This window comes from Diaminobutyricimonas aerilata, from assembly GCF_002797715.1.
Classification (GTDB): domain Bacteria; phylum Actinomycetota; class Actinomycetes; order Actinomycetales; family Microbacteriaceae; genus Diaminobutyricimonas; species Diaminobutyricimonas aerilata.
Genome location: NZ_PGFF01000001.1, coordinates 2,407,313 through 2,422,546 on the forward strand (window position 1 = coordinate 2,407,313; position 15,234 = coordinate 2,422,546).

At 71.4% G+C, this 15,234-nt stretch carries 14 protein-coding genes and 1 pseudogene; 9 read left to right on the forward strand and 6 right to left on the reverse strand.

The genetic code is table 11. The features are described 5' to 3' along the window. Positions 1-24 precede the first annotated feature (24 nt). Genes CLV46_RS11620 through CLV46_RS11630 form a run of 3 tightly spaced genes read right to left on the reverse strand, consistent with a single transcriptional unit; the run spans position 25 to position 2,089 of the window. Entirely contained in the window at positions 25-609 is a 585-nt protein-coding gene (locus tag CLV46_RS11620; RefSeq protein WP_100364918.1) for a GNAT family N-acetyltransferase, read from the reverse strand. Between the two features lie 48 nt (positions 610-657). Then, positions 658-1,347, reverse strand: coding sequence for a uracil-DNA glycosylase (locus tag CLV46_RS11625; RefSeq protein ID WP_100364919.1), 690 nt, complete (start codon positions 1,345-1,347; stop codon positions 658-660). 10 nt (positions 1,348-1,357) lie between these two features. Next, on the reverse strand, positions 1,358-2,089 hold the full coding sequence (locus CLV46_RS11630) for a Type 1 glutamine amidotransferase-like domain-containing protein (protein ID WP_100364920.1): 732 nt from the start codon (positions 2,087-2,089) through the stop codon (positions 1,358-1,360). Positions 2,090-2,120: 31 nt separating this feature from the next. Between CLV46_RS11630 and CLV46_RS11635 the strand changes: the two genes are divergently transcribed. After that, complete coding sequence (locus CLV46_RS11635; RefSeq protein ID WP_100364921.1) at positions 2,121-3,590, forward strand: MFS transporter; 1,470 nt, start codon at positions 2,121-2,123, stop codon at positions 3,588-3,590. Here CLV46_RS11635 and CLV46_RS11640 read toward each other — a convergent pair. Beyond that, entirely contained in the window at positions 3,580-4,353 is a 774-nt protein-coding gene (locus CLV46_RS11640; protein WP_100364922.1) for an SDR family oxidoreductase, read from the reverse strand. The genes CLV46_RS11635 and CLV46_RS11640 overlap by 11 nt on opposite strands. A gap of 76 nt (positions 4,354-4,429) precedes the next feature. On the opposite strand from CLV46_RS11640, the gene CLV46_RS11645 reads away from it, so the two are divergent. The 8 genes and pseudogenes from CLV46_RS11645 to CLV46_RS11680 all read left to right on the forward strand — a co-directional run bounded on the left by CLV46_RS11645 (position 4,430) and on the right by CLV46_RS11680 (position 13,350). Then, positions 4,430-5,536 (forward strand): acyltransferase family protein, encoded by a 1,107-nt coding sequence (locus tag CLV46_RS11645; RefSeq protein WP_100364923.1) that lies wholly within the window; start codon positions 4,430-4,432, stop codon positions 5,534-5,536. A gap of 38 nt (positions 5,537-5,574) precedes the next feature. After that, positions 5,575-6,963, forward strand: a pseudogene (locus tag CLV46_RS11650) (bifunctional o-acetylhomoserine/o-acetylserine sulfhydrylase); the annotation flags it as partial. Positions 6,964-7,072: 109 nt separating this feature from the next. Next, positions 7,073-8,278, forward strand: coding sequence for a homoserine O-acetyltransferase MetX (gene metX, locus CLV46_RS11655; protein WP_100364925.1), 1,206 nt, complete (start codon positions 7,073-7,075; stop codon positions 8,276-8,278). 109 nt (positions 8,279-8,387) lie between these two features. Next, on the forward strand, positions 8,388-9,017 hold the full coding sequence (locus tag CLV46_RS11660; protein WP_245866780.1) for a response regulator transcription factor: 630 nt from the start codon (positions 8,388-8,390) through the stop codon (positions 9,015-9,017). Positions 9,018-9,057: 40 nt separating this feature from the next. Next, positions 9,058-9,951 (forward strand): hypothetical protein, encoded by an 894-nt coding sequence (locus tag CLV46_RS11665; RefSeq protein WP_100364927.1) that lies wholly within the window; start codon positions 9,058-9,060, stop codon positions 9,949-9,951. A 294-nt stretch (positions 9,952-10,245) separates the two neighbouring features. After that, the gene (locus CLV46_RS11670; RefSeq protein ID WP_100364928.1) at positions 10,246-11,409 is read left to right on the forward strand and encodes a sensor histidine kinase; all 1,164 of its coding nucleotides are present in this window, start codon (positions 10,246-10,248) and stop codon (positions 11,407-11,409) included. After that, on the forward strand, positions 11,406-12,677 hold the full coding sequence (locus tag CLV46_RS11675) for a hypothetical protein (protein ID WP_100364929.1): 1,272 nt from the start codon (positions 11,406-11,408) through the stop codon (positions 12,675-12,677). Before CLV46_RS11670 ends, CLV46_RS11675 begins: the two co-directional genes overlap by 4 nt. Before the next feature lie 4 nt (positions 12,678-12,681). Beyond that, complete coding sequence (locus tag CLV46_RS11680) at positions 12,682-13,350, forward strand: response regulator transcription factor (RefSeq protein WP_100364930.1); 669 nt, start codon at positions 12,682-12,684, stop codon at positions 13,348-13,350. Positions 13,351-13,365: 15 nt separating this feature from the next. Here CLV46_RS11680 and CLV46_RS11685 read toward each other — a convergent pair whose 3' ends face one another. Then, positions 13,366-14,601 carry an MFS transporter gene (locus tag CLV46_RS11685; protein WP_100364931.1) on the reverse strand — a complete coding sequence of 412 codons (1,236 nt, stop codon included), beginning with the start codon at positions 14,599-14,601 and terminating at the stop codon, positions 13,366-13,368. 211 nt (positions 14,602-14,812) lie between these two features. Then, the gene (locus tag CLV46_RS11690; protein WP_100364932.1) at positions 14,813-15,121 is read right to left on the reverse strand and encodes a thiamine-binding protein; all 309 of its coding nucleotides are present in this window, start codon (positions 15,119-15,121) and stop codon (positions 14,813-14,815) included. Positions 15,122-15,234: the final 113 nt, after the last annotated feature.

Below are 15,234 nucleotides of genomic sequence, written 5' to 3' on the forward strand. Positions count from 1 at the left end.
CCCGAACAGGACGGAGAGGGGTCGTCAGCGCTTCTTCAGCGACTTCTGCATGAGCACCGTGCCCAGCCAGCGGTCGAACTTGTAGCCGACCTTGCCCATGTGCCCGATCTGCTCGAAACCGAAGCGCTGGTGCATGGCGATCGACGCCTCCGCCCCGCGATCCGCGATCACGGCGATGATCTCGCGCACGCCGGCCTCCCGGCTCGTCTCGATGAGTTCGGCGAGCAGCGCCGTGCCGAGCCCCTTGCCCGTCGAAGCGGCGCGCAGGTAGATCGAGTTCTCCACCGTGTACCGGTAGGCCGCCTTCTCCTTCCATGGGTACACGTACGCGTAGCCGAGGATCTGCCCGCTGGGGCTCTGCGCGACCAGCCACGGGAAGCCCAGCTTGCGCACGTGCGCGAACTTCGAGCGCAACGCGCGGAGGGTCGTCGGCTTCTCGTCGAAGGTCACCGTCGAGTTCGCGACGTAGTGGTTGTAGATCTCGCGGATGTCGGGCAGGTCCGCCTCGGTGGCCGGCCGGATGCTGAAGGCGAAGGGCGCCTCCGGCTCGGGCTTCTTCCGCAGGTGAGGAGGCAGTTGCCGTCGCGGGGAGTATTCCTCTTCGAGCACCGAGCCCCTCCTGTCGTCGCGTGCGATTCTAGGCGGCCGGCGCGGCGCTCACGCGCCGAGCGACCAGTCCACGGGAGCCGATCCCTGCTCGGCGAGCAGCGCGTTGACCCGGCTGAACGGTCGTGAGCCGAAGAACCCCTTCGACGCGGACAGCGGGCTCGGATGCACCGATTGCACGACCGGCACGTCGCCGAGCATCGGCCGCAGTGTCGCCGCATCCCGGCCCCACAGCACGGCGACGAGCGGGGTGTCGCGCGCGACGAGCGTGCGGATGGCGTGCTCGGTCACCTCTTCCCACCCGCGGCCGCGGTGGGAGCCGCTCGCGCCCGGCCGCACGGTGAGCACGCGGTTGAGCAGCATGACACCGGAGCGCGCCCACGGGGTGAGGTCGCCGTGCTCGGGCGGGGTGATGCCGAGGTCATCGCGCAGCTCGCGGTAGATGTTCTGCAGGCTGCGCGGGATCGGGCGCACGTGCGCGTCGACGGCGAACGACAGGCCGATGGGATGCCCGGGCGTCGGATACGGATCCTGCCCGACGATGAGCACCCGCACCTCGGCGAGGGGGAAGGTGAACGCCCGCAGCACGTTCTCGCCCGCGGGGAGGTATCCGTGGCCCGCGGCCGTCTCGCCGCGCAGGAAGTCCCCGAGCTCCGCGATGCGGCCCGCGACCGGTTCGAGGGCGGTGGCCCAGTCCGGGTCGACGAGCTCCGCGAGCGGACGACGCGTCCCCGTCGTCATGCGGACCCGGTCACTCGGCGCCGAGCGTCGCCACGAGCACGCCCGTTCCGTCGTCGGAGACCTGCCACACGCTCCCCCGGCCGGCGACGTGGAAGCCTCCGTCGCTCACGACGAGCACGGTGCTCTCGTCGATCGCGACACCGCCGTCGACGAGACCGGCCTCGGTCGCGGCGATGAGCCGCCCGAGGGTCCCCCACTGGGCGGCGTGGGCGTCGACCGCGATGTCGACGAGGGCGAGCCCCTCGAGAACGGTCACCTCGTCGAGGTCCTCGCCGGCCTCCTCGGGGCACACCGGCACGCCCGCGATCCGCCAGCCGCCGACGATCGCCCGGTCGGCGGCGATCGCCGCGCCGGCGGAGAACCCGAGGTATGGCAGCCCGTCGGCGACGAGCAGTCGGATCTCGTCGATCCGCGGCGCGATCGCGGTGAGGTAGGCGGGGGTGAGTCCGCCGCCCACGAGCAGGGCGTCCACGGCGGTGAACGCCGACGAGGGCAGCTCCTCGCCGGGGTGGAGCACGGTCGCGACAGGATCGCAGCTCGCGGTCGAGCGCAACAGGCCGGTCCAGCGTTCCAGCTGTTCCGCGCCGTCGTCGAGCGGGCCGTCGGTGACGATGACGACCCGGATGCGCGGGACCACGCGCCCCGCGCCGGCGGCGCGCGCTTCGGCCTCGGCGATGAACGGACGGTACAGGTCGTCGGCGACCGAGGCATCCCATCCACCGCCGACCAGGTGAATGCTCATTCCGAAAGCCTAGATGCCCTAGCATCGCGGCATGACGTCGGCGTCGGCCCGCACGCGCGCCGGCGCGGTCACGTTCCGGCTGGTCGGCTACCTCTTCCTCGTCGAGATCGTCAGCGGCGTGCTACAGGGCTATTACGTGCCCCTCATCCCCGACCTCGTCGAGCATCTCGGCATCCGCGATGCGGACTTCAACTGGTTCGAGGCGGCGCAGCTGCTGCTCTCGGCGATCGTCGTGCCGGTGCTCGCGAAGCTCGGCGACATGTTCGGTCACAAGCGCATCCTGCTGGCCTCCACCGCGCTGACGGCCGGGGCGAGCTGGTGGCTCGCCTTCACGGGCGACTTCACCTCCTTCCTGCTCGCGTGGGCGCTGCAGGGCTTCTACGTCGTGTGGCTGCCGCTCGAGGTCGCCCTCATCTTCGACCGCGGTCGCGCGACGGGCACGGCGGCGAGCGCCACGCGGCGCGCGGCCGGGCTGCTCGTCGTCGCACTCGAGGCGGGGGCGATCATCGGAGCACTCGGCGGCGGACGCATCTTCCGCGCCCTCGGCGAGCAGGTGACACCCACCCTCGCGGTGCCCGCCGTCGCCGTCACGCTCGTGTTCTTCGCCGTGTTGTTCGGGGTGCCCGAGTCGACCCCGGTGCCCGGCCGGCGGCTCGACACGGGCGGATTCGTGCTCCTGACCCTGGCGCTGCTGACGATCACGAGCGGGCTGACGTTCCTGCGGCTCTCCGGTCCGGAGTCGTGGTGGGTGTACCTGCTGATGGCGGGCGGGGTCGCGCTCGTCGTGCCCTTCGTGCGGCGGGAGCTGCGGCACCCCGATCCGGCGATCGACGTGCGCGTGCTGCGGCAGCCGTCGATGTGGCCGATCCAGCTCACCGCGGGCCTCGTGGGCATCAGCATCCTCGGCGCGCAGGCGCCGCTCAGCACGTTCGCCGGCACCGACCCCGTCAACGGCTACGGGCTGGGGCTGGCCGCCGACGAGATCTCGAACGTCATCGGCGCCTACCTCGTGGCCATGATCGTCGGCGCGCTGCTGTTCCCACTCGTGTCGACCCGCTTCTCGCCCCGGGTCGCCCTCATCGCCGCGGCCTTCCTCGTCGCCGGCGGCTACCTCGCGTTCGTGCCCTTCCACGACTCGGTGCTGCACGTGACGGTCAACATGATCGTCGCGGGCATGGGCTCGGGAGCGCTCGTCGGCGCCCTGCCGGCGGCCGCGGCGGCCGCCGCCCCGCGTGGGCAGACGGGAGTGGCGACCGCGCTCACGAACACGACGAAGACGATCGGCGGGTCGTTCGCCTCGGCCGTGTTCGCGGTGCTGCTCGTCGCCGCGGGTGCCGAGGCGGTGACCGCGACCGCGTCGAGCCTCGCCGGCTACCTCGCGGTGTTCGCGATCTGCGGCGTCGGCGCGCTCATCGCGGCGGTGCTGCTGTTCCTCGTGCCGCGGCTCGCCTTCGCCGACCCGGCCCCCGATGCGCCCGACCCCGGTCGGGTCACTGCTTGACGCGGAGCTCGCCCTTCATGACCTTGTGCGGTGCGGCCTGCGCCACCGGCTTGATCGTGAGGGAGTCGATGTTCACGTGCGCCGGCAGGTCGAGCGCGTGGGCGATCGCCTCGGCGACGTCCTCGGCGACGAGGGGTCCGGGCACGTTCGCGTACACCGAGTCGGCGCGCTCCCTGTCGCCGCCGAAGCGCACGAGCGAGAACTCCTCGGTGCGCACCATGCCCGGGGCGATCTCGACCACCCGCAGCGGCTCCCCCGCGAGTTCGAGCCGCAGCGCCTCGACGAGTGCACGTTCGGCGAACTTCGCCGCGTTGTAGCCGGAGCCGCCCTCGTAGACCACGTGGGCCGCGATCGAGGTGACCGTGAGGATGTCGGCGACCCCCGCATCCGTCGCGCCGCGTCGCAACTGGGGCAGCAGGGCAGCCGTCACCCGCTGGGTGGCGAGCACGTTCACCTCGTACATGCGCCGCCAGTCCTCCGGGTCGGAGTCCTCAACCGAGGCGAGACCGAACGCGCCGCCGGCGTTGTTGACGAGCGCGTGCAGCGGCGCCCCGCCCGCGATCGTGTCGCGCAACCGCGCGACGTCGGCGGCGGAAGTCAGGTCGGCGACCACGAACTCGGCGCCGATCTCGTCGGCGAGCGCCTCGAGCCGGTCCGCGCGTCGCGCGACGGCGACGACCTCCCAGCCCCGTCGACGCAGTTCCCGGGCGGTCGCCGCCCCGATCCCCGAACTCGCCCCGGTCACCACAGCCCGCCGCGTCATCCGCGCTCCCTTCCGATCCGTCGGCACCACGCTAGCGGCGCCGGGAGCACGGCCCGGCCGTCGGTAGGCTGACCGGATGACGACCACGCTGCCGGAGGGGGCGGCCGCCGCCGCTCAGCGCCGGGTTCCGCTGTGGGACAACGCCCGGTTCGTGTGCGTGACCCTCGTCGTCATCGGGCACGCGATCCAGCGGCAGATCAGCGACAGCGACAACGCCCTCATCGTCTACCTGTTCGTCTACGCGTGGCACATGCCCGCGTTCGCGATCATCAGCGGCTACTTCTCGAAGTCGGGCGCGCCGAACGGGCGGCAGATGAAGAAGGTGCTCACCGACATCCTGCTGCCCTACCTGATCATGGAGACCATCTGGACCTCCGTGCAGTTCCTCGTGGAAGGCAAACGCGAGTTCAACCCCACCCAGCCGTCGTGGACGCTCTGGTTCCTGCTCGCGCTCGGCATCTTCCGGCTGATCCTGCCCTACCTCGCCCTCATCCGCTGGCCGTTGTTCTGGGCCGTCGCCCTGTCGATCGGCGCCGGATACTTCGACAACATCGACACGACGTTCTCGCTCTCGCGGGCGATCGGCATCCTGCCGTTCTTCGTGCTCGGCTGGAAGGTCCGCGAGTGGGGTCTCGTCGAGAAGTACCGGCTGATGGACGCCCAGGCGTGGTGGCTGCGTCTCGCCGCGGTCGTCGTCGGTGCGGCGTGGCTCGTCGTCGTGGTCGCGTACCTGCCCTTCTGGCGGCAGATCGAGTTGCGGTACTGGTTCTTCTACGACCGCTCCTACGTCGGCATCGGTGAGGACCAGTGGTGGGGCGGCATCGTCCGCCTCGCGGTCATCGCCCTCGCCGTGCTGCTCTCGGCGTGCTTCCTCGTGCTCATTCCCCGCGGTGAGACGTGGATGACCGGGTTCGGTCAGGCGACGATGTACATCTACCTGCTGCACTCTTTCGTGCTCTACCCCATCCGCGAGACCGGGCTGTTGAAGGACGCGCACGCGACGAACGTGTGGCTGCTGTCGATGGTGTTCGCGAGCATCGCCATCTCGATCGCCCTCGCGAGTCCGCTCGTGCGGCGCGTATTCCGGCCGATCATCGAGCCGAAGCCGGACTGGTTGTTCGTCGACAGGGACGCCGGGCGCACCAGCAAGGTCGATCCGACCGGGTCGCGGCGCCGGGGCTGACCCGCGTTACGGCGTGTGTCACCCGGCGTTGACCGCGACGGGCGCGATGCCTAGCGTGGCCCGGTGACGGTGCGACGACGGCGCCGCGACGACAGCCCCGGAGGAACCCGATGACCGACTGGAAGTTCGAGACCAAGCAGATCCACTCGGGCGCCGCGCCCGACCCGGTGACGAACGCCCGCGCCACCCCGATCTACAAGACGACCTCGTACGTCTTCAACAACGCCGACCACGCGAAGAACCTCTTCGCCCTCGCGGAGTTCGGCAACATCTACACCCGCATCATGAACCCGACGCAGGACGTCGTCGAGAAGCGCGTCGCCGCGCTCGAGGGCGGCACCGCCGCTCTCGCGGTCGCCTCCGGCTCGGCCGCCATCACCTACGCGGTGCTCAACATCGCCCAGGCCGGCGACCACATCGTCTCGTCGAGCTCGATCTACGGCGGCACCTACAACCTCTTCAAGTACACGCTGCAGAAGCTCGGCATCGAGGTCACCTTCGTCGAGAACCAGGACGACGCCGAGGAGTGGCGTCGCGCGGTGCGTCCGAACACGAAGCTGCTGTTCGCCGAGACGATCGGCAACCCGCGCATCAACGTGCTCGACATCGAGCTCGTCGCGGAGGTCGCCCACTCGAACGACCTGCCGCTCATCGTGGACAACACGATCGCGACGCCGTACCTGATCCGTCCGTTCGAGCATGGTGCCGACATCGTCGTGCACTCGGCCACGAAGTTCCTCGGCGGGCACGGCACGGTCATCGGCGGCGTCCTCGTCGACGGCGGCAAGTTCCCGTGGTCGCAGCACGTCGACAAGTTCCCGGGGCTGACCGAGCCCGACCCCTCGTATCACGGGGCGAGCTACACCGGTGTGCTCGGCGACGCGATCGCCTACGTCATCAAGGCGCGCGTGCAGCTGCTGCGCGACACGGGCGCGGCGCTCGCCCCCGACAGCGCGTTCACGCTGCTGCAGGGCATCGAGACGCTCAGCCTGCGCATCGAGCGTCACGTGCAGAACACCCAGGCGATCGCCGAGTGGCTCGAGGGCCACGACGACGTCGCGTCGGTGAACTACTCGGGCCTTCCCTCGAGCCCCTGGTACGAGACGGCGAACAAGTACGCTCCCCTCGGCGTCGGCGCGGTGCTGTCGTTCGAGCTCAAGGGCGGCGTGGATGCGGGTCGCGCGCTCGTCGAGAGCGTCACCCTGTTCAGCCACCTGGCGAACATCGGCGACGTGCGCAGCCTGATCATCCACCCCGCGTCGACGACCCACTCGCAGCTCACCCCGGAGCAGCAGCTCACGGCCGGCGTCACGCCGGGCCTCGTGCGCCTGTCGGTGGGACTGGAGAACGTCGAGGACCTCAAGGCCGACCTCGAGGCGGGCTTCACCGCGGCGCGCAACGTGTCGCGCGCGGCCGCCTCGGCCTGATCCGCTCCCAGGGCCCCGACCCCGCGTCCGCGCGGGGTCGGGGCCCTGTGCCGTTCCGCACGTAACACTGCGCCGGGCTTCCCGCCCGGCCCGACATACTGGCTGCACCATGGATTGGCAGACCCCCGAGGACGCCGTGCCGTCGGCGTTCGTCACCGAGGCGAACGTGCGCTCCCTGCTCGGCAAGCCCCCGGCGACCGGCGCCTGGCGCGAAGGCGATCCCGTCGGCGACCGCCGCTTCGCCGCGCTCGGTCCGCTCGCCCTCGAGGGCGGCGGCCGGCTCCCCGCCGTGCGCCTCGCATACGAGACGTGGGGCGAGCTCGACGCGGACGCCGGCAATGCAGTGCTCGTGCTGCACGCGCTGACCGGCGACAGTCATGTCACGGGTGCGCCCGGTCCGGGGCATGCGACCGGCGGCTGGTGGCCGGACCTCGTCGGACCGGGTCGCGCGATCGACACCGACCGCTTCTTCGTCGTGGCGCCCAACATGCTGGGCGGGTGCCAGGGCTCGACCGGTCCCGCGTCGTTCGCCCCCGACGGCCGGGAGTGGGCCGCCCGGTTCCCGTACCTGACCATCCGCGACCAGGTGGCGGCGCAAGCCGCGCTCGCCGACGCGCTCGGCATCGAGCGGTGGGCGGCGGTCGTCGGCGGTTCGATGGGCGGCATGCAGGCGCTCGAGTGGGCGGCGGGGCTCCCCGACCGCGTGGAGCGGCTCGCCGTGCTCTCCGCCCCGCCGTCGTCGACGGCGGACCAGATCGCGCTCAACTCGGTGCAGCTCGAGGCGATCCGGATGGACCCGACGTTCCGCGACGGCGACTACTACGACGCCCCCGACGGGGAGGGACCGCACCGCGGACTCGCGCTCGCCCGCCGGATGGCGCTGCTCAACTACCGCGCGCCGGCGGAGCTCAACGACCGGTTCGGCACGTCGTGGCAGAGCGGGCTCAGTCCGCTCGGCGGCGGTGGTCGGTTCGCCGTCGAGAGCTACCTCGACTTCCACGGCAACAAGTTCACCCGCCGGTTCGATGCGAACAGCTACATCACCCTCGTCGACGCCATGAGTTCGCACGACGTCGGTCGGGGTCGCGGCGGCGTGGAGGCCGCGCTGCGTTCCGTGACCGCCCGCACGCTCGTGGTCGGGATCGACTCGGACCGGCTGTTCCCCGTCTCGGGGCAGCACCGCATCGCCCGCGCCATCCCGGGCACCGTGCATGGGGACGAGGCGGTCGTCATCGAATCGCCGTTCGGGCACGACGGGTTCCTCATCGAGCACGCGGCGGTCGGCACGCGCCTGTCGGAGCTGCTCGCCTACTGACCCCCGAATCGGGACAATCGAGTGTTGTTCAGGAGTCTGTACACTCGTCAGCGGGGGTGATCAGATGGGGAACCCGAACCCATCGGTCGCTGACCGGGAACACATCAGAGTGAGCCTCGTCGACGACCACCGGCTCGTGCTCGACGGCCTCGAGGCGCGATTGCGCGACGCCGATGGCATCGAGCTCGTCGCGGTCGAGACGACGTGGTCGCAGCTCGTCGCGCACTCGCGCTTTCCCGGTGACGTGACCGTGCTCGACCTGTATCTCGACGACCACATCCCGGTGACCGCGAAGCTCGGCACCATCGCCGCGGCGGGGGGCCGCGCCGTGGTGATCAGCAGGCACGCGGATCCGGGCGCGGTCGCCACGGCCCTGCGCGCCGGAGCGAAGGCGTTCGTGCCGAAGACCGCCGGAGTCGACGACCTCCTGGCCGCGATCCGCTCGGTCGCCGACGGCGGCGAGTATCTCGCGCCGGAGCTCTCGGAGCGCGTGCAGGCCGCCGGCAGCACCGCCGACCCGAACCTCGGACGCCGAGAGCAGCGCGCGCTGGTGCTCTACGCCCGCGGACACAACGTGCGCGAAGTGGCGGCCGAGATGGGCACCACCGAGGAGACGGTGAAGTCGTACATCAAGCGTGCCCGACGCAAGTACCGAGAGGTCGGCGTCGACATCGGCACCCGCATCCTGCTGCGCCGGCACGCCGTGCGCGAGGGATGGCTCGCTCCCGACTCGCGCTGAGCGCGCCCGGCGCCCAGCCGGGCCGCTCTACGATGACGGGATGCGCGCACGACCGGTCTCCCTGACGGGCGCGATCGCCGTGACCGTCCTCGGGCTGCTCACGGGGTGCGGCGCGCCTGCCGAGGTCGTGCCGCCGCTCGACGGGCTTCCCGACGGCGTGAGTGTCGAGGTCGTGCAGAACCGCAGTGACGTCGTGCCCCGACGACTGCAGATCAAGGTCGTCAACGACCTCGACGTGCCGCTCGAGGTCAACTCGGTCACCTTCGATTCCGCCGCGTTCGTCGAGCCGGCGGTGTGGGAGCGCGGCACGACGGTGCCCGCCGGCACCGCGCGGGATCTGCCGGTGGAGCTGCCGGAGGCGAGTTGCGCGACCGAGGAGGCCCGCGCCTCCGTCGCCATCTCGTTCGAGGTCGAGGGGCGCCGTGCCGTCGCGACCGTCGAGCCGGCGGACCCGCTCGACCAGTTGCCGGAACTCACCCTCGCCGACTGCGTGCGCGCCGACGTGGAGCGCGCCACCGAGGTCGAGCTCGGACCCCTCGTGGGAGGCGGCCCCGGCGTGCCCGCCCTGCTCGAGGTGAGCGCCCGCCCGACCGGAGACACCGAGGCGACCCTCGAACGCATCCGTTCGACCGTGCTGTTCACCGTGCTCGACGCGAGCGGGGCACGCGCGACCGATGTGGCGCTCGCCGACCTGCCTCAGCCCACGCCGGCGGAGGGATCGACGGAGGATGACGCCACGCGACGCTGGGCCGTGCCGATCGCGCCTTCGCGGTGCGACGCGCACGCGCTCGCCGAGGACAAACAGGGCACGCTGTTCGGCTTCGACGTGACGACGACCCGCGGAAGCGCGGTCTACGAACGGGCGGCCTCGGAGGAACTGCGTCACGACCTCTACGCGTTCTACGCCCAGTACTGCGGCCTGACGGGCCCTTAAACGGAGCCGGGGCCGCGCGATCACGCGGCCCCTGGCCGATCCCCCGATACGGGTCGCGTCGAGACGCTTCCCCCAGTGCCGTGTCCGGGTTCCGGCACCGTTCCGGTCCTCCCCGCTAGGTCGGTGAGGCCCGGAACATGATTCTGTGTGGCTCCACCGTGGTGGATCGCCCCTCTTGTTCCGAGTAGAACTGTACCGGCCGTTCCACCCCGCGGGGAGCCGGGGTTACCCCCACTTCTGGTGATAACTGTCAGAATGGGTGCGGCGTTGCGGACAGGGGGATCCTCGAACGGCATGGAACTGATCACCAGAGAGCGTGACCGACTGCTCCACCGCACCTCACGGGTGTACGGGTTGAGCTTCGCGGTGGTGTCGTTGCTGTGCCTGGTGATCCCCGGCGCGGTCGACACCACGGCGCTCGTGCTCGCCGCCCCCTTCTACGTCCTGCTCGGCGTCGCGTTCTGGCGGATCGGCGCGGCGACCTCCTCCGCCTGGATCCTCACGGCCGCCGCCTCCGGCCTGATCGCCGTCGTGCTCACGACCCTGCTCTCGGCGACGCCTCCGGAGGCCAACGGCATCACGGCCGTCATGCAGCTCGCCGCCGGGTCGCTCGGCGCGCTCGCGGCCCCGCTCACCGTCAGCCCGCGCCGCATCGTCGTGCTCGTCGGACTGTTCGTGCTCATCGCCGGAACGACCCTCATCGCGACGTGGGACCTGCAGGACCCGCTGCGCACCGCCGCTCTGCTCGCCCTCGGCTGGGGCCTGCCGACGGTCATCGGCCTGTGGGTGTGCGCGGCCGTGCCGCGGGCGGCGAAGCGCATCGGCAGTATCGGACGCGCACACCGCGCGGAGCGGCAGGCGAGCGAGCTCGAGGCGCAACGCCGTCAGGGCGCACGGCTGCTGCACGACACGGTGCTCGCGACCCTCACGCTGCTCGCCCACTCCGGCGTCGGCGTCTCCCCCGAGGCGCTGCAGCAGCAGGCGGGCGACGACGCCCGACTGCTGCGCCAGCTGCGGCTCGGGGGCACGCCCGTGCCGCCGCCGACGAGTCCCGTGTCGACCGAGCCCGTCGAAGAGACCGTGCTCGGCACGACCCTCGAGTCGGTGAAGCAGCGATTCGGGCGGATGGGCCTCGAGGTCAGTTGGCACGGCACCGGGCAGGTGCTGCTGCCGAGCGACGTGCTCGACGCATTCCTGCTGTCGCTCGCCGAGTGCCTCGAGAACGTGCGCCGCCACTCCGGGGTGACGCAGGCGCACGTGACGATCACCGACGACGAGACCACGGTGCGCGCGCTCGTGACCGACTCCGGCGTCGGATTCAGCCTCGACGGGGTCGAGGAGCACAAGCTGGGCTTCAAGGAGTCGGTCGTCGGCCGGTTGCGCGAGGTCGGCGGCAACGCCCGCCTGTTCTCGGCGCCGGGCCAGGGCACCACCGTCGTGCTGGAGGTACCGCGATGAGCTTCTCCCGCCCCGACGAGAACACCCTCGGCGCGCCCATCACGCGCAGCGGCCGCCGCGCCACGGAGGTCGCCCGCCGGTTCGCCCGCCCGGGCACCGCGCACCGCGGCAGCCTCGGCACCACCTTCCTCGCCGCGGGCGCCGCGATCGTCGTCGCGATCCGCCTGCTCTACGGCTTCGCCTGGTTCGTCGTCTACTGGGACGAGTACCCCGTGCCCCTCGCGGCCCTCTCGGCGTGGGCGGTGCTGCTCGCCGTGAGCATCGCCGCGGTCGTGCTCTTCCGGGTGACCGGCGAGCGGATGGCCGACTGGATGTTCGGGCTCTTCCTCGCCGCACTCGGCGGAGCGGTCGCCCTCGACCTCATCGCCATCTGGGGACTGCACGACGTCGGACGCTACGCGACCGCCGCCGTGAGCGCCGGGATGGTGCTGCTGCTCGTGCTCACCCTCCGCTCCTCGGGCGAGATCATCGCCGCCGCGGGCGCCATCGGGCTCGCCCTCGCCGTCGCCATGGCGGTGAACACGCGGCCGCTCGTCGAGCACCTGGCCCAGCAGATCAGCACCCTCGCGTTCGCGGTGCTGCCCGCCGTGATCGGCGTCGTCGTCGTCCGCGGGTTCCGCCGCATGGTGCGCATCGAACTCGACCGCGTGCTCGTGCAGAGCACCGTCTCCGCCCCGCGCTTCGCGGTCGGCATGCTCGCGTCGGAGGAGCTCGCCCGGCTCGACCTCGACGCCGAGAAGCTGCTCGACTCCGTCGCGAACGGCGAGGTGGCGCTCCCCCTCGACCCGCGCACCGCATCCGTGGCCGCGTCGCTCGCGACCGAGCTGCGCCTGCACCTCATCGAGGGCCGCCGGGAGACCTGGCTCTACCACGCCATCACCGAGTCGGGAATGCTCGGCCAGTCGGTGACCCTCACCGACCCGTCGAGCCTCGCCGGACTGCTCGATCCGTCGCAGCGCGACGGTCTGCTCTCCGCCGTCTGGCTCGTCATCAGCGACGGCGCGACGACGAACCCCAACCGCTCCGTGCACATCACCCTCGGCCCGGTGCGGCCGACCGGTCGCCCCGACCGCCGCATCCTCGTGCCGATCGTCATGAAGACGACGGGACTCCCCCGCAATCGTGTCGATCCGGCGGTCTGGGATGCGCTGGGTAAGGTGGGGCCATACGACGACTCGACCGAGGATGCGAGCCTCCGCGTGCAGATCGACTGCGCCGTGGACAGCCCCGCCGAGGTGGCCTCGACCCACAGCTCCCAGGGAAGGTAAGCACATGGCAGATCAGCCGCGCATCCGTCTGGCCCTCGTCGACGACCACCGCATGCTGCTCGGCGCGCTCACGGAGTGGATCCGCGGCGCGGCCGACGACATCTCGATGGTCGCCGCCGTGGCGACGTGGCCCGAGCTGCTGACCCATCCCGAGTTCCCGGTCGACGTCGTGCTGCTCGACCTCGACCTCAAGGACAACATCCCGGTCGCCCTCAAGATCTCGACGCTCAAGACGACGGGCGTGAAGGTCGTGCTCATGAGCACCTACTCGGAGCCGAACGTGGTGCGCGAGGCGCTCGCCGCCGGCGCACTCGGCTACCTCGTCAAGAGCGAGGACGCGAGCATGATCGTCGAGGCCATCCGCGCCGCCTACGCGGGCGAGTCGTTCGTGTCGGCCGAGCTCGACCTCGCCCTCAACGCGAACGACGTCGGCGGCTCGCCGAAGCTCAGCGCGCAGGAGCGACGCGTCATGGCGCTCTACGGCGGCGGCGAGCCCGTGAAGGCGGTCGCCTACCAGCTCGGGATCTCCGAGGAGACGGCGAAGAGCTACCTCAAGCGCATCCGCGAGAAGTACCGGGTCGCCGGCTTCGACGTCGGCACGAAGGTCGCGCTGCGCAAGCGCGCCATCCAGGACGGCATCCTGCTCGAGACCGGCCAGCCGCGCGACTTCTGATCCGCGTCCGGCCGCCTAGGGCAGCGGGATGGAGTCGGTCGCCGGATGGGTGTGCGGCACGCGCCGTGAGCTCACCGCGCTGATGACGGCGACGATCACGCCGAGACCGCAGAGCACGAGCCCCACCCACGCCGGGGCGATGTAGCCCCAGCCGGCGGCGATGACGATGCCGCCGAGCCACGCGCCGAGGCTGTTGCCGATGTTGAGCGCGGAGTGGTTGACGGCCGCCGCGAGGGTCTGACTGTCGCCGGCGACATCCATCAGCCGGGTCTGCACCGCGGGCGACAGGGCGGATGCGGTCGCGCCGATCGCGAACAGGAACACGAAGAGCGTCGCAGCCCATTGGGCGGTGAGCGCGAAGCCGAGCAGCGAGACGGCGAAGAGCGCGAAGAACACGAACATCGAGCGCAGCACGTCGCGGTCGGCGAGCCAGCCGCCAGCGAAGTTGCCGATCGTCATGCCCAGGCCGAGGGCGATGAGCGCCACCGGCACGAGCGTCTTGTCGAGCCCGGTGACCTCGGTGACGACGGGCGAGACGTAGCTGTAGACGGCGAAGAACCCGCCGAAGCCGATCGCCCCGACCGCGAGGGCGAGCCACACCTGCGGGCGACGGAATGCGCCGAGTTCGCGCTTCATCGTCGCACCGGGGTCGCCCGCCTGCCACGGCACGAACGCGAGCACCGCGACGAAGGTGAGGGCGAAGATCGCGGCGACCGCGAGGTAGGCGATCCGCCAGCCGGCGACCTGCCCGAGCAGGGTGATCGACGGCACGCCGATCACGTTGGCGACGGTGAGTCCGGAGAGCACGAGGGCGACACCCTGAGCGCGCTTGCCGGGGCCCATCAGTTCGGCGGCGACGAGGGATGCGATGCCGAAGTAGGCGCCGTGCGGCAGCGCCGCGGCGAAGCGCGCCGCGAGCACCCATCCGAAACTCGGCAGCAGCGCGGAGGCGATCGTGCCGACGGTGAAGGCGGCGAGCAGCGTGAGCAGCAGCGTGCGGCGCGGGAATCGGGCCGACGTCGCGGCGATCGTCGGGGCGCCGACGACGACCCCGAGGGCGTAGGCGGAGATGAGGAGCCCCGCCTGGGCGATCGCGTGCTCGGGAGAGGCGTCGTACTGCTGCGGCAGCAGGTCCGCGGCGAGGTCGGGCAGCAGACCCATGGCGACGAACTCGGTCGCGCCGATGCCGAATCCGCCGAGGGCGAGCGACAGCAGGGCCAGGCGCACCCGGCCGGGGGTGAGAGTCTCCACGAGCGGACCGTTCTTCGAAGGGTGGATGGGACTCGCCGTCGAGCGTCGTCAGCCTACCCGCGTCGCACGCCCCTCCCCGCTGGTCGAGGTGGCTCCGGCCGACCGGCGATCCGCAGTCACGGAGTTCCTCGCCGGTCGAGTAGGCGCGGCGAAGCCCGCCGTATCGAGACCTCCCCGATCGGACCCGGCTCGCCCCAGCCGAGACGCGCGATCAGTCGTTCCGACGTTCGAGTGCCGCTTCGAGGCGCTCGAGCTTGCCGTCGAGCTCTCCCGTGCGGCCGGGGCGGATGTCGGCCTTCAGCACGAGCGAGACCCGCGTGCCGTAGGCGGCGACCGCATCCGTGGCCCGTTTGACGACGTCGAACACCTCGTCCCACTCCCCCTCGATCTCGGTGAACATCGAGGAGGTGCGGTTCGGCAGGCCGGACTCGCGCACCACCCGCACGGCGGCCGCGACCGCGTCGTGCACCGAGTCGGATCCGGAGCCGCCGCTGGGGGCCACCGAGAAGGCCACGATCATGTCCTGCTCCCGTCGTCGAGGTCGTCTCCAGGGTACGGCGGAACGGATCCCGGGGCCCCTGTCGATCCGGGCCTCGGGCGGCGGCGGCCCCCTGTCGGCGGCAGCGGGAGCGG